This is a genomic window from Brucella sp. IR073, assembly GCF_049065735.1.
Taxonomy (GTDB): domain Bacteria; phylum Pseudomonadota; class Alphaproteobacteria; order Rhizobiales; family Rhizobiaceae; genus Paramesorhizobium.
Genome location: NZ_JBAKHD010000004.1, coordinates 241031 through 260429 on the forward strand (window position 1 = coordinate 241031; position 19399 = coordinate 260429).

Sequence of the window (19399 nt, forward strand, 5' to 3'; positions counted from 1 at the left end):
TCCTTTCCTGGTTTCTACCGCCACCTTGCATAGCGTGGAGCACGCACCGGAACTTGCCGCTCCTTGCGCAAAACTTGCCAAATCCTGCAGGCTGCGTGATATCAGCTCTCAGGTGTGATAAACATCGCAGCGAAAGGAAGAGGCCGATGGATATGCTGAAAATGGCCGTTCGCAGCTATGCAGCGCGGCATGCTAACCGGGATGGGCTGGCTTTGACGCCGGTGCCTGGCCTGCGCATGATGTGCGTCGCGTCCCCGCGCGGCGATCTGCATTCCATCTATCGTCCGCTGGTTTGCTTTGTCCTGCAGGGCGGAAAGCTGATGACCGTGGGGCGGGAGCGGCAGGTCTTCTCCGCCGGCCAATCGGTGATCGTGACGGCGGACATGCCGGTCGTCGGGCGGATCGTCGAGGCGACACCGGACAAGCCATATCTAGCGGTGGCAGTTGAACTGGAAATGGCCACTTTGCGCGAACTAGCCGCGCATATGGGCAAGGGCGATGCCCAGCGTCCTTCTGAAATACGCACTCTGTTCGCCGAGGATAGCAATGCCGCGATGCTGGACTGCGCGGCGCGGCTGATGCGCCTTATAGATCAGCCCGGGGCGATCCCGCTACTGCATTCGGGTATCATGCGCGAATTGCACTTTTGGCTTTTGTCAGGCACGCATGGAGCGGCGCTGCGAACGCTGGCAATACCCGACAGCCACGCCGCGCGGCTTGCGGCAGCAATCGCGCTCCTTCGGGCGGAATATCGCTCCCGTGTGCCGGTGGACCGCCTGGCCGATGCGGCGGCGATGAGCCTCACCGCCTTTCACAAACATTTCAAGCACATGACCTCGCTGACGCCGGGCCAGTATCAGAAGCGGCTTCGCCTGATCGAAGCGCGCCGCCTCATGCTCGATGAAGGCTATTCGGCGAGCAGCGCCGCGTTCGAAGTGGGCTATGAGAGCGTCTCGCAATTCACCCGCGATTACGCTCGCCTCTTCAACGCGCCGCCGAAGCGCCATGTCGTTTCCATGCGGGAAACCCAGCCGATGAGCGGGGCAGGGGTTTCGGAACTGAACGCTTGACCATCTAAAAGAAAAAGGCGCCTCGCGGCGCCTTTTTCTAGATTACTTCCGCTTGGCCAGCGGCACGAAATCGCGCTGCGGCTCGCCGGTGTAGAGTTGGCGCGGACGGCCGATCTTCTGCTGCGGATCCTCGATCATTTCCTTCCACTGCGCGATCCAGCCGGCGGTGCGCGCGACGGCGAAGAGCACGGTGAACATTTCGGTCGGGAAGCCCAGCGCCTTCAGCGTGATGCCCGAATAGAAATCCACATTCGGGTAGAGCTTCTTCTCGATGAAGTATTCGTCCGTGAGGGCGATCTTCTCCAGCTCCATGGCGATGTCGAGCAGAGGATCGTCCTTGATGCCGAGCTCGCCCAGCACCTCATGCGCCGTCTTCTGCATGATCTTGGCGCGCGGATCGTAATTCTTGTAGACGCGGTGGCCGAAGCCCATCAAGCGGAACGGATCGTTCTTATCTTTGGCTTTAGCGATATATTCCGGAATACGATCAACCGTGCCGATCTCCGCCAGCATGTTGAGCGCCGCCTCATTGGCGCCGCCATGCGCCGGGCCCCAGAGGCAGGCCACGCCCGCCGCGATGCAGGCGAACGGGTTGGCGCCGGACGAGCCGGCAAGACGCACCGTCGAGGTGGAAGCGTTCTGCTCATGGTCCGCATGCAGGATGAAAATGCGGTCCATGGCGCGGGCGAGCACCGGATTGACCTTATATTCCTCGCAAGGCACGGCGAAGCACATGCGCAGGAAGTTCGAGGCAAGGTCGAGATCGTTCTTCGGATAAACGAAGGGCTGGCCGATATGATACTTGTAGGCCATCGCCGCCAGCGTCGGCATCTTGGCGATAAGCCGGACCGAGGCGACCATGCGCTGATGCGGATCGGTAATATCGGTCGAGTCGTGATAGAAGGCGGACATCGCCCCGACGGAGCCGACCATCACGGCCATGGGATGCGCGTCGCGGCGGAAGCCGGTAAAGAAGCGTGTCATCTGCTCGTGCACCATGGTGTGGTGCGTGATGCGATAGTCGAAATCCGCCTTCTGCGCCTTGGTCGGCAGTTCGCCGTAGAGAAGGAGATAGCAGGTCTCCAGAAAGTCGCCATGCTCGGCCAGCTGCTCGATCGGGTAGCCGCGATAAAGCAGCACGCCCTCATCGCCATCGATATAGGTGATCTTCGACTCGCACGAGGCGGTGGAGGTGAAGCCGGGGTCGTAAGTGAAGGCGCCGGTGTTCTTATAGAGCGGGGTAATATCGACGACATCCGGTCCAACAGAACCCTTGCGGACTGGCAGGTCGAAGGTTTTGCCGTCAAGGGTGATGCTTGCTGTATTGTCAGACATATTCGTTCCTTTCAAATCCTTCGAACCCAAGATTTCGCCCGTCAAACTATCCCAAAGCTGCGATGTTGCAACGCGGAAATTCGTCCAAAAGGCCGGCCTCCGTAACGAGACCGTGATATCCTAAAAGCGACACCGATTTTAATCGATCTGATCCCCGATTCTTGCCAGGGACTCCTTCCTTCCGAGCACGGCGAGCACATCGAACACGCCCGGGGATGTTGCGCGTCCCGTAAGTGCGGCGCGCAAGGGTTGCGCTATCTTGCCCAGCTTCAAGCCGGTTGATTCTGCGTGGGCGCGGATGGCGGCGTCGAGGCTCTCGACGGTCCATTCGGAAGCCTGTTGAAGCGCGGGCAGGGCGCCTTTGAGAATAGCGCGGCCCTCATCGTTGAGGAGCGCGGCCGCCTTCTCGTCGAGCGCCAGCGGACGCGCGGCAAAGATGAACTTAGCGCCGTCAGCGAGTTCCACAAGGGTTTTCGCGCGCTCCTTCAGGCCGGGCATGGCGGCGAGAAGCTGGCCGCGCCTGATATCATCGAGCTGGGCAAGCAATTCCGGCCCGCCTTCGATTTCCGGCAGCACGGCGACGAGCGCGTCGAAAAGCGTCCGGTCGTCGCTCGCGCGCATATATTGACCGTTGATCGCCTCCAGCTTCTGGAAGTCGAAACGCGCCGCACCCTTGTTGATGCCCTTGACGTCGAACCATTCGACCATCTGCTCGGTCGACATGATCTCGTCGTCGCCATGGCTCCAGCCGAGGCGGACGAGATAATTGCGCAGCGCCGCCGGCAGATAGCCCATCGCGCGATAGGCCTCGACGCCGAGCGCGCCGTGGCGCTTGGAGAGCTTCGCGCCATCCGGGCCGTGGATCAGCGGAATATGCGACATGGACGGCACCGGCCAGCCCATGGCGTTGTAGATGATGGTCTGGCGCGCGGCATTGGTCAGGTGATCGTCGCCGCGGATGATGTGGGTGACGCCCATGTCGTGATCGTCAACCACGACCGCATGCATGTAAGTGGGCGTGCCGTCGGAGCGCAGGATAATGAAATCGTCGAGATCCTTGTTGGGAAAGCGCACCTCGCCCTGCACCTCGTCATGTACGACGGTTTCGCCCGTCTGCGGCGCCTTGATGCGGATGACCGGCTTGACGCCAGCGGGCGCCTCGGACGGGTCGCGGTCGCGCCAGCGCCCATCATAGCGGGGAGGGCGGCCTTCGGCGCGGGCCTTCTCGCGCATGTCTTCCAGCTCTTCCGGCGTCGCGTAGCAATAATAAGCCTTGCCAAGCGCAACCAGCTCTTCCGCCACCTCGCGGTGGCGCGGTGCGCGCTCGAATTGCGAGATGGCGTCGCCATCCCAGTCGAGACCCAGCCAGGTGAGGCCATCGAGAATGGCCGCGACGGCGGCTTCGGACGAGCGCTCGCGGTCGGTATCCTCAATGCGCAGCAGCATCTTGCCGCCGGTATGCTTCGCGTAGAGCCAGTTGAACAGCGCCGTGCGCGCGCCGCCGATATGCAGAAAGCCGGTGGGCGAGGGCGCAAAGCGGGTAATCACGGGTGAGGACATGATAACTCCGGTGGGTGCGGGGCGTTCGTTCACCGAAAGCCCCACTCGATTTCGGTTGGCGTTCATGTAGCATAGGTGGCTGGCGGTGCAAGTGTAGCGTATGGGCGCCGGGCGGGGATGATGAAAGGCGGGAGCGACACGGAGGAGGTCGACGAGCGGGCGCTGGTGAAGCCGCCGGCCTATTTCCTGCCGCCTGCGGTCAGCCCGCGCGAGCATATACCGGACGCCGTTGAAAGCCCCGTAAGGCCGCGCCGGTTCACGCTGCCGTCACGCGCGGATATCGTCGCACGTGTCCGGGCATTTGCGGCGTCTTTCGCTGCTCTCTTCGGCACAGAGGATGAACTCGGCGCGCGCTTTCTCTTCCTGCCCGTTTTCGGAGGGTTCGGCGTTATCTGCTATTTTTCTCTTGGCTCCGAACCTCGGTGGCAGCCGCTGCTTTCCGGCCTCACCGTTCTCGTCGCTTTGCGTATTCTGGCGCGTAGGCGGCAGCTGATGGCTTATTCGCTCACCTTCACCATCGCCGTCATTGCCGGGATGGTGGCGGCGAAGACAGAGACAATGCTGCGCGCGACACCGATGCTGGGCGCGGATGTGACGACGCGCCTCACCGGGCGCATTGTCGCCATGGCGCAGAACATTGATGGCACCTGGCGCGTGACGCTGGATGTGCTTGGCACCGAGCGCCCAAAGCTGCGCTATGCGCCTGAGCGTGTCCGCGTCTCCGCGCGCGACCTGCCGGCGAGCGCGGAGATCGGGTCAGGGCTCTCAGGCTTCGTGCGCCTGCGCGCGCAATCGGGACCCGTGCGGCCCGGAAACTATGATTTCGCCTTCCATGCCTATTTCAACGGAATCGGTGCGAACGGCTTCTTCCTGGGTACGCCGAAGAGCGTGGCGGTTCCCGCTCCAACGGGCTATGCGGACCGGCTGTCGCTGTGGGTCTCGGCCCTTCGCCAGGGCATCGGAACGAGTATCGTGATGAATCTGGAGGGTGAGGAGGGCGCCATTGCCGCGGCGCTGATTTCCGGGCAGCGCGACGGCATCAGCGAGGAGACGAACGAAGCGCTGCGCCTTTCAGGCCTTGCGCATATCCTCTCGATCTCAGGCCTGCATATGGCGCTGGCGGGCGGCCTCGTCATGCTTGTCGTGCGGGCTGTCGCTGCGCTCTTTCCCGGTCTCGCCATGCGCCATCCGGTGAAGAAATATGCGGCGGGCGCGGCGCTTACGGCGTCGGCCTTTTATCTCATGCTCTCGGGCGCGGATGTCGCCGCGCAGCGCAGCTTTATCATGCTGGCGGTGATGCTCGTCGCCGTGATGATGGATCGCGCCGCCATCACCATGCGCAATCTGGCGATTGCCGCCCTCGCAACCATCGTTCTCGTGCCGCATGAATTGCTGGGCCCGAGCTTCCAAATGTCGTTTTCCGCCACCGCGGCGCTCATCGCCGCCTTTGCCTGGTGGATCGACCGGAGGCGGAACTCAGAGGAGGATGCGCCGCGCTCGTCCTTCGCCGTGCGGGGTTTCCTCCACAAGATGGCGGCCTCTGTCGGCGCGACGGCGGCGGCATCGGCGATTGCGGGAACGGCGAGCGGCATTTTCGCGCTTTATCATTTCAACAACACCGCGCCGCTCGGCCTGCTCGGCAATGTGTTGGCGCTGCCGGTCATATCGGTCACAGTCATGCCTTTCGCTGTGCTGAGCCTGCTCGCAATGCCCTTCGACCTTGAATGGCTGCCCTTGCAGGTAATGGGAGCGGGCATAGAGGTGGTGAAATGGATCGCTCATCAGGTGGCCGCGGTCTCGCCCCATGCCAATCCCGGCATCATGCCGGTTTCGACCTTGCTTTTATGGTCAGGTGGGCTGGTGCTGGCGATGTTTCTCAGAACCCGTCTGCGCGCCGCCTCGCTCGCCTTGTTCGCGGCGGGGCTTGTCTTCTATGTCAGGGAAACCGGCCCTGATCTGATCCTCTCGGACAATGGCCGCCTCGTCGCGCTGCGCATACCGGACGGCGCGCTTGCAATCAACCGCGCGCAGCCCTCGAAATTCCTCATTGAAAACTGGACCAAGGCCTACGACGCAACCGGCATCGTTAAGCCAGCAACGAACTCGGGCTCGTCCGGAACGAACGGCTTTGTCTGCGAGGACAACATCTGCATAGCCGAAATGCGCAACGGCCAGACGCTCGCTTATACGGACGCGCACCAAGGCCAAACCATCGCCTGCGCCATCGGCGACATGGTCATTCTCGCCTTCGCCGGCAAGAACCTCTCTTGCAGCGGCGAAGGGAAAACCGTCATCACCCTCCGCGACCTCGCCATCAAGGGAACGCTCGAAGGCCGCCTGCCGGACGCGACGAGAAACGAAACTCAACTCACCTATGCAATCGGTCCGCCGGAACGGCCATGGAACCTGCACCGGCTGCACTCCCGCGCCGCGCGCGGTCTGCCCGAGAAGACCCTGAACCGCGAACGAACCGGGCGAAGGCTGCCAGAGCGAGCGGATCTGCGCGCGCCCGACCGGGATCAGTAGCGCCGGATCAGCCCCACCAGCTTGCCCTGCACGCGCACGCGGTCCGGCCCGAAGATGCGCGTTTCATAGGCCGGGTTTGCTGCCTCCAGCGCGATGGATGCGCCTTTGCGGCGAAAGCGCTTCAACGTCGCTTCTTCGTCATCGACAAGCGCCACGACGATCTCCCCCGGATTGGCGGTGTCGCCGCGCTTGATGACGACAGTATCGCCATCGAATATTCCGGCCTCGATCATCGAATCGCCCTTGACCTCCAGCGCGTAATGATCGCCGGGGCCAATCATTTCCGGTGGCAGGCTGATGACATGAGTCTGGTTCTGGATGGCGGCGATGGGAACGCCGGCGGCGATGCGGCCCATCACCGGCACCTGCACGGCAGAAGATGGCGCGGCTTCGTCATCCGCCTTGGCGGCGGGGCGAGAGCGGGCAGGGGCCTGCGCTGCCATATTACGCCCAAGGCTGCCCTCGATGACGCTGGGCGCGAATTTCTTCTGTGCGTTGAGACCGGGCGCGATCGAATCGGGAAGCCGCACCACTTCCAGCGCGCGGGCGCGGTTCGGCAGGCGGCGGATGAAGCCGCGCTCCTCCAGCGCCGTGATAAGCCGATGGATGCCGGATTTCGACGCCAGATCAAGCGCCTGCTTCATCTCATCGAAGGAGGGGGGAATTCCGGTTTCCTTCAACCGCTCGTGGATGAAAAGCAGAAGTTCATGTTGCTTGCGCGTCAGCATCGAGTGGTTCCTTCAAGGGAATCGGAACAAAAACAAACCCAGAACAAACACTATCTGTTCCAGTCTTGTTCCGCAAGCGTTTTAAACTGGTTAAAATTGAGAAAAGATATGAATTAATTTCTGCAGTCGGAGCTTCCTGCCAAGGTCCATTCGATCCAACGACACCTGCCGGCGGACCGAATGGATAGCTGTTGTGCGCTCTTGCCGCTAGAGATTTTGGCCGAGGAAGCCGCGAATGAAGCCGGCTATTTCATTGGAGTGGGTTTCCAATGCGAAATGGCCGGTGTCGAGAAGGTGTACATGCGCTCGGGGCAAGTCGCGTTTGTAGGCTTCAGCGCCAGCGGGTATGAATGCCGGATCGTGCCGGCCCCAAATTGCGAGGAAGGGCGGCTGATAGGTGCGGAAATACGCTTGGAATTGCGGATACCGGTCAAGATTGCTGCGATAGTCGAGAATCAGATCCAGCTGAATTTCCTCCGCGCCAGGGCGGGCCATCAGGGCGATGTCGAGCATATAGCCGTCGGGGCCGAGGCGTTGCGGGTCCGTTCCGGTGCGATACTGCCAGTTTTCGATCACGTCAGGCGAAAGCGAAGCGCGACAAGCCTCGCGATTTGCCTCGCTTGGCTCCCGCCAGTAGGTTTCCCATGGCCCCCACTGGTCACTGAACCCATCGAGATAAGCGTTGCCGTTCTGGCTGATAATTGCAGTCACTCTCTCCGGGTGAGCCATCGCTAACCGATAACCGACCGGCGCGCCGTAGTCGAAAACATAGAGGGCATAGCGGTCCAGCGACAGTGCCTGTGTGAATCCATCGATTACCTTCGCCAGATTATCGAAAGTAAAATCGAACGTACCGCGCGCCGGGCTTTGCGTATGGCCGAAACCGGGAAAGTCTGGCGCTATCACGCGGTACCGATCCGAGAGCTGAGGCATAAGCTCGCGGAACATATGACTGGACGAGGGAAAGCCGTGCAGCAGCAGAAGGACTGGAGCGTTCCTTGCGCCCGCCTCCCTATAAAATACATTCACGTCTCCCACTTGCTGAGATTTATAACTCACCGTCATGACATTTCTCCAATCGGCAGGTTGGGTTTGCGCCAACCGCGCATCCTAGGCACCCATACAAATACTACCGAACGGTCGGTTGTAAATAGGCATCTTTTTTGATAGTTGATATCGGGCGGGAAATGCGTTCCGGCTTCGGCCTTAGAGCATGATCCAGAAAAGTTGCAGACTTTTCGGATAAAGATCATGCGGAAAAACAAAGAGTTAGAGCGCGATTGCATCGCGCTCTAAGAGGGAGTGTTCGAATGAAGGCAACCAGGGAAGAAATCATTCTCGCGGCGCGGGAGCTGTTCCGAGAAAAAGGTTATGCTGGAGCCTCGATGCAAGATCTTGCCAGTCGGGTGGGGCTCAAGAAGGCATCGCTCTACATGCGCTTTCCAAACAAGGAGGCGTTGGTTCCCGTGGTCCTGGAGATGACCTATAATGATACATTCGCACGTCGGGACGTGAACGGGACGGACTGGAGTGACGCCTACGAGGCGGCCATCCGGTCTATCGCAGCCGGTCTCATGGACGTGAAGCGGTGCGTGGGTTTGCACCTCGCTTATGGCATCGGCGACGAAACGCCGATAGCGAAGAAAGCCGTACGGGATTTTTTTCAGGCGTTGCGGGATCGCCTGAGCGGGATTTTAGCCGAAATCATGCCGCGCGAACGCGCCGAAACAGTCGCCGCCGATGCGCTTGTGCGGCTGGAGGGTGCGACCTTGCTGTTGGCGCTGTTCGATGACCGTCAGGCTATGGAGCGTGCCGTAGCAGCGGCGCTGACGGATGCCGCCAGCGCCTTGAATGCTTCCCATTAGAGCGTGATGCGATTAAACCCGTGCGGGCATCACGCTCTAACTCTTTGTTTTGCCGCATGATCTTGTCCGAAAAGTCTGCAATTTTTCGGGATCATGCTCTAAATATCCAGCTCTTCCACAAATGCCGCGCGCTCCTGGATGAAGCGGAAGCGGGCGTCGGGGCGGGTGCCCATGAGATCGTCCACGACGGTGCGGGTTTCCGTCGCCGTGTCCTCGGCGATCTCGACGCGCAGCAGCGTGCGCTTTCTCGGATCCATCGTCGTTTCCTTCAGCTGCTCGGCGCGCATTTCGCCGAGGCCTTTGAAGCGGCCGATTTCGATCTTGCCCTTGCCGGTGAACTCGGTGCGAAGCAGCTCTTCCTTGTGCGCGTCGTCGCGGGCATAGGCGGTCTTGCCGCCCTGGCTGATGCGATAGAGCGGGGGAACGGCGAGGTAGAGATGGCCGCCGCGGATCAGGTCCGTCATCTCCTGATAGAAAAAGGTGATGAGCAGCGAGGCGATATGCGCGCCGTCCACGTCCGCGTCGGTCATGATGATGATGCGGTCGTAGCGCAGATCCTCCTCACGGTATTTCGAGCGCGTTCCGCAGCCGAGCGCCTGGATGAGGTCGGCGATCTGCTGGTTGGCGGAGAGCTTGTCGCGCCCGGCGCTCGCCACGTTTAGGATCTTACCGCGCAAGGGCAGCACGGCCTGGGTGGCACGGTCCCGCGCTTGCTTGGCGGAGCCGCCGGCCGAGTCGCCCTCGACAATGAAGATTTCCGCGCCCGCCGCCGCGTTCTGCGTGCAGTCGGCGAGCTTTCCGGGCAGGCGCAGCTTGCGCGTGGCGCTCTTGCGTACCGTCTCCTTTTCCTGCCGCCGGCGCACGCGCTCCTCGGCGCGCTCGACCACCCAGTCGAGCAGCTTGGAAGCCTCCTGCGGCGAGGCGGCGAGCCAATGGTCGAACGGATCACGGATCGCGTTCTCAACGATACGCTGCGCTTCCGTCGTCGCCAGCCGGTCCTTGGTCTGGCCGACGAATTCCGGCTCGCGGATGAAGACGGAGAGCATCGCCGCCGCCGATATCATCACATCGTCGGTGGTGATGATCGAGGCGCGCTTGTTGTTGGTGAGCTCCGCATAGGCTTTCAGGCCGCGCGTGATGGCGAGGCGGAAGCCCGCCTCATGCGTGCCGCCTTCGGCCGTGGGAATAGTATTACAGTATGAATTGACGAAGCCGTCGCCGCCATGCCAGGTGATGGCCCATTCCACCGCGCCATGGCCGCCCTGCTTTTCGGTCTTGCCGGCGAAGATTTCGCGCGTGACCTGATATTCCCCGTCGAGCGAGGCGGCGAGATAGTCTTTCAGCCCGCCCGGAAAATGGAAGACGGCCTTTTCCGGCGTATCCTTCTTCGGGTCGAGCAGCGAGGGGTCGCAGCTCCAGCGAATCTCGACGCCGCCGAAGAGATAGGCCTTCGAGCGCGCCATGCGATAGAGCCGCGCCGGATCGAACCGGGCGTTCTTGCCGAAAATATCCGCATCCGGATGGAAGCGCACCCGCGTGCCGCGACGGTTGTGCACCTCGCCGAGTTCCTCAAGGCCGCCTTGCGGAATGCCGCGCGAGAAGCGCTGACGGTAGAGCTTTCGCCCGCGTGCTACCTCGACTTCGAGAAAATCCGAGAGCGCATTGACGACAGAGACGCCGACGCCGTGGAGGCCGCCCGAGGTCTCATAGGCCTTGCCGTCGAACTTGCCGCCCGCATGCAGCTTGGTCATGATGACTTCGAGCGTCGACTTCCCCGGCACCTGCGGGTGATTTTCCACCGGAATGCCGCGCCCATTGTCGGTGACGGTCAGGAAGCCATCGGCATCGAGATTGACCTCGATGAAGTCAGCATGACCCGCCACTGCCTCGTCCATCGAGTTGTCGATGACTTCGGCGAAGAGGTGGTGCAGCGCCTTTTCATCTGTGCCGCCGATATACATGCCGGGGCGCAGGCGCACGGGCTCGAGGCCCTCGAGCACCCGGATGGCCGAGGCATTGTACTCGTCATTGTCGGCGCGCGGAGCCGGCGCAGGCGCCGCTTTCAATGGCACGGCAACAGCCGCAGCCGCCTTCGGGCTGGCCGTCGACTGGCGTTCACGCGCATTGCTGACAACCTGCGAGAAAAGATCGTTACTGTCGTCCATGTGGTGCGACCGGCCCCGTTTCTAGTCGTTCAGTGAAAGTCCGAATCATCCGGATAGTGCCATGCTTTGCCGCCAAAGGACAAAGGTTCACCATACGTTCCCCGCTTTTGCCGGGCAAATCCTGGATTTTTTGAGGCTTCAATGCGGCAGAATGGAAGCAAAAGTCAAATGTGCCGCGCCGGTCGGGCGATAAAGGACCATGGCGAAGCCTCTAGCAATGGCGTAAGGATTGGCCTTTATCCTCGTTCGCGTTGAGGCCCCCCATGCAGCAAAAGACGGAAAATCCCGCCATGCAGCCCCATGTCAAGGGCATGATCGTCATGGCGAGCGCGATGTTGTTCCTGCCGCTGCTCGACGCCATCGGCAAATGGCTCTCCACCATGGACAGCGTGCCGCCGGCGACCGTTTCCTTTTCCCGCTTTTTCATCCAGGCGCTGCTGACGGTCGCGATCCTCTTGGCGATGGGCGGCTGGCGCGGGCTGGCGACGCGCAATCTCGGCGGCAATCTCATCCGCGGCGCCCTGATGGGCGTCGGCAGCCTCTGTTTCTTCACGGCGGTCAAATACATGCCGCTCGCCGACGCCATCGCCATCTTCTTCGTCGAGCCGCTGCTGCTGACGCTGTCCTCGGCCGTGGTGCTGAAGGAGCAGGTGGGCTGGCGGCGCTTGACCGCCGTCGCCGTGGGTTTCATCGGCACGCTGATCGTGGTGCAGCCGAGCTTCGAAATCTTCGGCTGGGTGTCGCTGCTGCCCTTGGGAACCGCGACATGCTTCGCAACCTATCTCACTATGAACCGCAAATATGGCGTCTCCGACAGCCCGATGGTGATGCAGTTCTATGCCGGGGCCGGCGGTGTGCTGTTCACCGCGCCGGTGATTCTCATCGGCGAACTGATCGGTCACCCGGATATGGGCTTCGGCCTTGCCACGCTGCCGCTTTCCTGGGGCCTGCTGGCGGCGATGGGTGTGATCGCCACCATAGGCCATCTGTTGGTGGTGCAGGCCTTCCGCCTCGCACCGGCTTCGATGCTCGCGCCGTTCCAATATCTGGAGATCGTTATGGCGGTGCTGGTGGGGCTTTTGGTCTTCGGCGAGTTCCCGACGCCATCGAAATGGCTGGGCATCCTCATCATCGCGGGCTCAGGTATTTACGTCTTCATGCGCGAGCGCCGCCTGAAGGAAGGGGCGGGGGAAGCCGCCATCGCCTAATTTCAGCGTCTGATTGGCCCAAACACACTTTCGAATCCCCGCGCGAGCGCCAGATCGACATCCTCCATCGTCACCGGCAGACCAAGATCGACGAGGCTGGTGACGCCATGCTCGGTGACGCCGCAGGGCACGATGCCGCCGAAATTGGCAAGCTCCGGTTCCACATTGATGGCGATGCCGTGGAAGCTGACCCAGCGGCGCAGCCGGATGCCGATGGCGGCGATCTTGTCTTCCGCCAGCGATCCATCGGCAAGGCGCGGCTTCTCCGGCCGCGTCACCCAGACGCCGACCCGGTCCTCCCGCCGCTCGCCCTTGACGTTGAATTCCGCCAGCGTGCGAATGAGCCATTCCTCGAGCGCGGTGACGAAGGCGCGCACATCCTCGCGGCGGCGCTTCAAATCCAGCATCACATAGGCCACGCGCTGGCCGGGGCCGTGATAGGTATATTCCCCGCCACGCCCGGTCTCGAAGACGGGAAAACGGTCCGGCGCAAGCAGGTCGCTTGGCCGGGCGCTCGTGCCGGCAGTGTAGAGCGGCGGGTGCTCCACCAGCCAGACCAGCTCCGGCGCGGTCCCCTCGCGAATAGCAGCCACCCGCGCGTCCATGAAGGCGAGGGCGGCAGGATAATCGGTAAGCCCCTCCGCCACGAGCCACTCGACCGGCGGCGAGCCCTCGGCGGGGAAAAAGCTGGCGGGGAGGGCGGAGCGCTCCTTGCGCTGCACGATCTGGGGGCCACCTGAATCGGAAAGACTATCTATCGTCATGATCGATCCATATGGACCTTTTGGGATGAAAGTTCCAGCGTCAGGGCGGGTTAGATCAAAATCCAAACCGGGCTTCCCCTGAATTGGTGCGAACCGCAAGCGTGTTGTAAAATACCGGCGGATTCGCACCTGACACAGCTCTTTGAAATCGTGGGTCTTTTTGAAACACCCCTGCGCTCGCCTCACGCCGACGGCAGCAGACTGCACATCCTCGCGCCAACATCCGCCTATTCCGTTGTCGAACAAAAGGTTAGAGATAGGCAGTCGCTCTCCTCGCGGGAGCGTGGATCGAAACGGTGCTCATCCAGAGCGGTTTATCCTGCCCCGGGGTGTCGCTCTCCTCGCGGGAGCGTGGATCGAAACTGGAAGCCATGCCCGAAGAGCTGCGCATTCGCCTTGTCGCTCTCCTCGCGGGAGCGTGGATCGAAACTGCAACAGCGTGTCCATGCTGGCGCGTCCGGCGAGTCGCTCTCCTCGCGGGAGCGTGGATCGAAACACGCTCCCACGCCACCGTCACCAGCCCCTTGTCGTCGCTCTCCTCGCGGGAGCGTGGATCGAAACACGGTTTACAAGAAGCTGGCAGACGAGCTGGACCTTGTCGCTCTCCTCGCGGGAGCGTGGATCGAAACGGGGGTCTCGTGAAGCGGCGGAAGAAGCCAAAGAGTCGCTCTCCTCGCGGGAGCGTGGATCGAAACCCGGCGTGGCTGGAGACCAACTCCGACCGTGGCGTCGCTCTCCTCGCGGGAGCGTGGATCGAAACTCGATTACTACGAAGCGCAGGGACAGCCGCTTTCGGCGTCGCTCTCCTCGCGGGAGCGTGGATCGAAACGTATAAGTCCCGGTCACGGTGACACCGGTCAGCGTCGCTCTCCTCGCGGGAGCGTGGATCGAAACTCCGAGCTTGTTGCGAGCGCCCTTTGGCCGTCCAGGTCGCTCTCCTCGCGGGAGCGTGGATCGAAACCCTTGCGCACGATCTCCTGAAAAATCGGCAAGTCAGTCGCTCTCCTCGCGGGAGCGTGGATCGAAACGTCTTGCCCCTTGGTTTGACGATATGGGCGCTCGGTCGCTCTCCTCGCGGGAGCGTGGATCGAAACGCCCAACACAACAGTCGTCGTCACTGCGCCCTCCCAGTCGCTCTCCTCGCGGGAGCGTGGATCGAAACGCTGTCTTTTCCGCATGGCAAACGCGGCAGATGAGTCGCTCTCCTCGCGGGAGCGAGGATCGAAACGGGCAGGCGGTCAAGGGATTTAAGTAATGGCGAGGTCGCTCTCCTCGCGGGAGCGTGGATCGAAACCCCTTGTATCAACCGAACCGCCCAAGCGGAACGCGGTCGCTCTCCTCGCGGGAGCGTGGATCGAAACTCTGATGCGGAGCAGAAAACGGATGCCGCCATCGGTCGCTCTCCTCGCGGGAGCGTGGATCGAAACGTGCCATAACCGAATCATGCCTTTCCCATGCGCACGGTCGCTCTCCTCGCGGGAGCGTGGATCGAAACTGGTCATACAGTATGCGGTTCCAGCGCGCTACCCGGTCGCTCTCCTCGCGGGAGCGTGGATCGAAACCGGCGCAATGGCGCTAAACATTCGTGGTCTACAGGTCGCTCTCCTCGCGGGAGCGTGGATCGAAACCCCGGTGGATCGCAAACATACCGGCTGGCGTGAGGGCCGCTCTCCTCGCGGGAGCGTGGATCGAAACCACGCACCAGAAACAAAACTTTTCCACAGGCTCTGTCGCTCTCCTCGCGGGAGCGTGGATCGAAACAGCAACATTTCGCTGGACGACTTGCGCGAAGAAGGCGTCGCTCTCCTCGCGGGAGCGTGGATCGAAACTACTTCGACAAGGCGGAAACGCTGCGCGAGTTCGGTCGCTCTCCTCGCGGGAGCGTGGATCGAACATTCGGGGAGCGGATACCGGCCCCAACCTCTTCGTCGCTCTCCTCGCGAGAGCGTGGATCGAAACTCGTTCGGCAAGCTCGCGGGCTTTATCCTCTGTCAGGTCGCTCTCCTCGCGGGGGGCGTGGATCGAAACATCGTGGGGCGGGTGCTAAGGCGATTTGGGATTGTCGCTCTCCTCGCGGGGGGGGGCGTGGATCGAAACGGACATCAATGGCAAGCGCCGGCTGAAAACCTTCGTCGCTCTCCTCGCGGGGGCCTGGATCGAAACTTCGCTTCGGTCGAGCAGGCCGTAGCGCCTCACCTGTCGCTCTCCTCGTGGGAGCGTGGATCGAAACTATGCCGGGGGGCTTTGGCTATGGCTCTCAATCCGTCGCTCTCTCGGGGGAGTGCGGATCGAAACACCTTATCGTCCGGGGGGCCTGTGACGCAATGTCCAGGTTGCTCTCTCGCGAGCGTGGATCGAAACTGGACGAAAATCGCCCAATCCTTGAGCGTGAAGCTGTCGCTCTCCTCGCGGTGCGTGGATCGAAACAACGCTGCCTGTGTCTATCAGGACAAGCACATTGGTCGCTCCCTTGGCGGGAGCGTGGATCGAAACATCATGTCGATGAATGACAGGCCACAGTTCGCTGGTCGGTCTCTTCAAGCGTGCTCCACGAAACGGCGGTATGCACGCGCAACACTGTCCCACGCATACCCGTAATGTGGGACACCTGTTTCCATAGTCATTTGATCTAAAAGGAAAATCCAGCCTGCCAAGCTGGTGAATGGTGCGGTCGAGAAGACTCGAACTTCCACGGGTTGCCCCACAGCGACCTCAACGCTGCGCGTCTACCAATTCCGCCACGACCGCTCCGTGGTAGGGCCGAACTCATCGGCTCGCGGCATGTAGCAAATCGGGGTGGGGGCCGCAAGCCCAATATCGGATCATTTCGATCTTTTTTCACAGGGGCTAAAAAACAGCCGGGAAACCGGCTTTGGGAGGCGTGTTTTCCACAAGCCTTCAGACCAGAACCTTCTGCAAGCGCTTGATATCGTTGAGATGCTTCATCGTTTCCTCATAGCCGATGGCGATGGCTTCGTCGGCGCGGTGGAATTCGGTCAGGCCGATATGCCCGACCGTCGGCAGGAGCGAGATGTCGGCGGGGTCGCCGGCCATCCGGGCGCGGGAAATGCGGTCCTGGATGATGTTGAAGGCTTCCATCATTACGCCTGTAATGCCGAGGCGCGCCTCCGCTGCAGTCGCCCGGCCGCCCCCGGTTTCGGCGCTCAGCATCTGCTCCTGCTGCTGATTGATGAGCTTCACCACCGCCGCCCGGCCGAACTGGTCGTAATGCAGGTTGACGGCCAGCACGAGCGGCTGTTCGTTCGCGCGGCATACGGAGACGGGGACAGGATTGACCAGCGCGCCATCGACCAGCATCCGGCTGCCCAGGCGCACCGGTTCGAAAATGCCGGGGAGGGCGTAGGAGGCGCGCATCGCCATCACCAGCGAGCCATTCGCTAGCCAGATCTCATGGCCCGTCCGCAATTCGGTGCAGACGGCGGTGAAGGGCTTCGGCAGATCGGCGAAGGTGACGCCGTCCAGATGCTCGCGCAAGCGATTGTCCAGCTTCATGCCGCCGAACAGGCCGCTGCCGCGCAGCGTTATGTCGAGAAGATTGAACATGCGCCGCCGCGTCAGGCTGCGGGCGAATTCTTCCAGTTCGTTGAGCTTGCCTGCGAGATAGCAGCCGCCCACCAGCGCGCCGATGGAGGTGCCGGCGATCATGGATATCTCTATCCCGGCTTCGTCGAGGGCGCGAAGCACGCCGATATGCGTCCATCCGCGCGCCGCGCCTCCGCCCAGCGCCAGCGCAATCGGCGTCTTGCGCTCCTCCTGGGGCATGGTGACGGGCGCTTCCGGCAAGCCGGATGCATTCTTCGACTCACCGTTTTCGGCGTTGCCGTTCGCCTGGCGGTTCTTCCGCGAAACCCATTCGAGCACGCCACAGTCTCCTCAATCAAACCGGCTGGATTTTATAAGGAATAAGGTATCGAATGACTAAATGCCGCAGAAAAATGCCTGCTCACCCCGGCAACACGGGGTTTTGATGGTCAATCCTCGCGCATGCCGAGCTGCGCCCGGCCGTTTTCCATCGAAATAACCCGGTAAAAGCAGGAGCGGCGACCGGTGTGGCAGGTGGGGCCATCGCCTGCGACGCGGACCTTGAGCCAGAGGGCGTCCTGGTCGCAATCGGTGCGCATTTCCACGACCGTCTGCAGATTGCCTGACGTTTCGCCCTTTTTCCAGAGCTTGCCGCGCGAGCGGGACCAGTAATGCGCAATGCCGGTTTCCAGCGTCAGGCGCAGCGCCTCCGCGTTCATATGCGCGACCATGAGCAGCGTGCCGTCCCGCGCATCGGTGACGACTGCGGTGATGAGGCCGGCGGCATCGAAACGGGGCGCGAAATCCGCCCCTTCTTCATTTGTGTGCTTGTCTGCTGCGGGCTCGGAAAAGAGGGAAGCCGTCATCCTCAAGCCCGCACCATCATCATGAAGCGGGCCTGCGCGTTGGCATCGTCGCTATAAGCGCCGCGGAAGGTGGTGGTGATGGTGGTCGAGCCCTGCTTGCGCACGCCGCGCATCGACATGCACAGATGCTCGGCCTCGATCATGACCGCCACGCCGCGCGGGCGCAGAATCGTATCCATCGCATCGGCGATCTGCGCGGTGATGCTCTCCTGCGTCTGCAGGCGGCGGGCGAAGACGTCGACGAGACGGCCGATCTTGGAGAGGCCGACCACCCGGTCGTCGGGGAGATAGGCGACATGCGCCTTGCCGATGACGGGGACCATGTGATGCTCGCAATGCGAATAGAACGGGATATCCTTCACGAGAACCGGATCGGTATATCCCGAAACCTCTTCGAAAGTGGTGCCGAGCACGTCCTCGGGCGACTCGCCATAGCCGGAGAAAATTTCCTTATAGGAGTTCACGACCCGCTTGGGCGTGTCGAGCAGCCCCTCGCGATCAGGATTATCGCCGGCCCACAAAAGCAGGGTCCGGACGGCGGCTTCGGCTTCCTCGCGGCTGGGGCGCGTCAGGGCCTTTTCCCCCTGGCGCGCGGCATTTTCGCGGAGGTTCAAGATAGCGTCCATCAGTATCTCCCGTAGTCTCCTTCGCGGAGGAGACGAGTTAAACGGACAATACAACGATGCGCTTTAACGAGCGGGACGGTGTATTGATGCGAACGGGCCGTGTAGGGCATCCGTCCTGGGTTCCAGCGCCGGTCATGGTGAGCCACCCTTGGCGCTTGCGGAACGTATATTATATAGAACGAAAATCGTACAATCAAAGAGCGCCGCTGCGACATGTTTAACGGAGTTTTGAACGCGATTGCGCGGATGTTGGGGAAGGGGCTCCTGGCATGATCGATGAAATCTACAATGCGCGCATTCTGGAATTCGCCGGAAATATCCCGCTTCTGGGCCGTCTCGAATCGCCTGATGCCTCTGCCACGGTTCATTCCAAGCTGTGCGGATCGACGGTGACGGTCGACCTGACGATGCAGGATGGCGTGGTGACCGGCTTTGCCCATGATGTGAAGGCCTGCGCGCTCGGCCAAGCCTCGTCCTCCATCATGGCGCGCCATGTGATCGGCGCGACGGCGGACGAGTTGAAGGCGCTGCGCGAGACGATGCTGAAAATGCTTAAGGAGAATGGCGTGCCGCCGGAGGGCCGATTCGCCGATTGCCGGTTTCTCGAGCCGATCCGCGATTACAAGGCACGCCATGCCTCCACCATGCTGACCTTCGACGCGGTCGCCGCCTGCATCGCTGAGATCGAAGCCAAGGGCGAGGCGGCCTGATCCCATGTGCCGCTCGCATGGCGCCGTTCCCAGAAAGCACTATAGCCGCAATTTCGACGGTCCCTGGCGCAAGACGCCGGACCGCCTGTTCGGTGTCGCCCTGGTGCGGCTCTACCAGCTGACGCTATCGGGCTTTATCGGCAATTCCTGCCGCCATCTGCCGACCTGTTCGGAATATGCCTATGAGGCAATCGCCCGCCATGGGCTCTGGGCCGGGGGCTGGATGGGGCTGTTCCGCGTCGTGCGGTGCGGCCCCGGCGGAACGCATGGGCTCGATCCGGTGCCGGAGACGCTGGGAAGTCCTTTTGCCTGGTATATGCCCTGGCGTTATTGGCGCTGTTCGGCGTCCAAGAAGTGAGCCGTTTTGCGCTTTTTACGGGTCGCTAAAATTCTTTTAACTATATCAACGTTTGATGAGCTTCGGAATTAAAGG

General features: G+C 61.8%; 15 protein-coding genes, 1 tRNA gene and 1 CRISPR repeat array. Of the genes, 6 read left to right on the forward strand and 10 right to left on the reverse strand.

Going from position 1 to position 19399, the window contains the following annotated elements; translation table 11 throughout:
• Positions 1-146: 146 nt before the first annotated feature.
• Positions 147-1070, forward strand: coding sequence for an AraC family transcriptional regulator (locus ACOWVG_RS10570; protein WP_420962037.1), 924 nt, complete (start codon positions 147-149; stop codon positions 1068-1070).
• Between the two features lie 42 nt (positions 1071-1112).
• Here ACOWVG_RS10570 and gltA read toward each other — a convergent pair whose 3' ends face one another.
• A complete protein-coding gene (gltA, locus tag ACOWVG_RS10575) occupies positions 1113-2405 on the reverse strand; it encodes a citrate synthase (protein ID WP_420962039.1) in 1293 nt (430 codons plus the stop codon).
• Positions 2406-2543: 138 nt separating this feature from the next.
• A complete protein-coding gene (gene gltX / locus ACOWVG_RS10580) occupies positions 2544-3965 on the reverse strand; it encodes a glutamate--tRNA ligase (RefSeq protein ID WP_420962041.1) in 1422 nt (473 codons plus the stop codon).
• 120 nt (positions 3966-4085) lie between these two features.
• Between gltX and ACOWVG_RS10585 the strand changes: the two genes are divergently transcribed.
• On the forward strand, positions 4086-6491 hold the full coding sequence (locus ACOWVG_RS10585) for a ComEC/Rec2 family competence protein (protein WP_420962043.1): 2406 nt from the start codon (positions 4086-4088) through the stop codon (positions 6489-6491).
• Here the strand turns inward: ACOWVG_RS10585 and lexA are convergent.
• Together lexA and ACOWVG_RS10595 are read right to left on the reverse strand one after the other, a co-directional pair.
• On the reverse strand, positions 6485-7219 hold the full coding sequence (gene lexA / locus ACOWVG_RS10590; protein WP_420962045.1) for a transcriptional repressor LexA: 735 nt from the start codon (positions 7217-7219) through the stop codon (positions 6485-6487). The genes ACOWVG_RS10585 and lexA overlap by 7 nt on opposite strands.
• A gap of 207 nt (positions 7220-7426) precedes the next feature.
• A complete protein-coding gene (locus ACOWVG_RS10595; RefSeq protein ID WP_420962047.1) occupies positions 7427-8284 on the reverse strand; it encodes an alpha/beta fold hydrolase in 858 nt (285 codons plus the stop codon).
• A 245-nt stretch (positions 8285-8529) separates the two neighbouring features.
• Here ACOWVG_RS10595 and ACOWVG_RS10600 point away from each other — a divergent pair, with 245 nt between their 5' ends.
• Positions 8530-9084, forward strand: coding sequence for a TetR/AcrR family transcriptional regulator (locus tag ACOWVG_RS10600; protein WP_420962049.1), 555 nt, complete (start codon positions 8530-8532; stop codon positions 9082-9084).
• A gap of 98 nt (positions 9085-9182) precedes the next feature.
• Here ACOWVG_RS10600 and parE read toward each other — a convergent pair whose 3' ends face one another.
• Entirely contained in the window at positions 9183-11249 is a 2067-nt protein-coding gene (parE, locus tag ACOWVG_RS10605) for a DNA topoisomerase IV subunit B (RefSeq protein ID WP_420962051.1), read from the reverse strand.
• Between the two features lie 263 nt (positions 11250-11512).
• On the opposite strand from parE, the gene ACOWVG_RS10610 reads away from it, so the two are divergent.
• Positions 11513-12457, forward strand: a complete 945-nt coding sequence (locus tag ACOWVG_RS10610) for a DMT family transporter (RefSeq protein WP_420962053.1) — start codon at positions 11513-11515, stop codon at positions 12455-12457.
• A 2-nt stretch (positions 12458-12459) separates the two neighbouring features.
• Here ACOWVG_RS10610 and lipB read toward each other — a convergent pair whose 3' ends face one another.
• The 5 genes from lipB to folE form a co-directional block, all read right to left on the reverse strand.
• Complete coding sequence (gene lipB, locus ACOWVG_RS10615) at positions 12460-13221, reverse strand: lipoyl(octanoyl) transferase LipB (RefSeq protein WP_420962055.1); 762 nt, start codon at positions 13219-13221, stop codon at positions 12460-12462.
• Between the two features lie 263 nt (positions 13222-13484).
• Positions 13485-15181: a CRISPR direct-repeat array (repeat unit 32 nt; unit sequence GTCGCTCTCCTCGCGGGAGCGTGGATCGAAAC).
• A 703-nt stretch (positions 15182-15884) separates the two neighbouring features.
• Positions 15885-15969: transfer RNA gene (locus tag ACOWVG_RS10620), tRNA-Leu, on the reverse strand.
• A 150-nt stretch (positions 15970-16119) separates the two neighbouring features.
• Positions 16120-17004 carry a patatin family protein gene (locus ACOWVG_RS10625; protein WP_420962413.1) on the reverse strand — a complete coding sequence of 295 codons (885 nt, stop codon included), beginning with the start codon at positions 17002-17004 and terminating at the stop codon, positions 16120-16122.
• Between the two features lie 209 nt (positions 17005-17213).
• Complete coding sequence (hisI, locus tag ACOWVG_RS10630) at positions 17214-17630, reverse strand: phosphoribosyl-AMP cyclohydrolase (protein WP_420962056.1); 417 nt, start codon at positions 17628-17630, stop codon at positions 17214-17216.
• 2 nt (positions 17631-17632) lie between these two features.
• The gene (gene folE / locus ACOWVG_RS10635; RefSeq protein WP_420962058.1) at positions 17633-18256 is read right to left on the reverse strand and encodes a GTP cyclohydrolase I FolE; all 624 of its coding nucleotides are present in this window, start codon (positions 18254-18256) and stop codon (positions 17633-17635) included.
• A gap of 269 nt (positions 18257-18525) precedes the next feature.
• On the opposite strand from folE, the gene ACOWVG_RS10640 reads away from it, so the two are divergent.
• Positions 18526-18966, forward strand: a complete 441-nt coding sequence (locus ACOWVG_RS10640; protein WP_420962060.1) for an iron-sulfur cluster assembly scaffold protein — start codon at positions 18526-18528, stop codon at positions 18964-18966.
• A gap of 4 nt (positions 18967-18970) precedes the next feature.
• Positions 18971-19324 carry a membrane protein insertion efficiency factor YidD gene (yidD, locus tag ACOWVG_RS10645; RefSeq protein ID WP_420962062.1) on the forward strand — a complete coding sequence of 118 codons (354 nt, stop codon included), beginning with the start codon at positions 18971-18973 and terminating at the stop codon, positions 19322-19324.
• Positions 19325-19399: the final 75 nt, after the last annotated feature.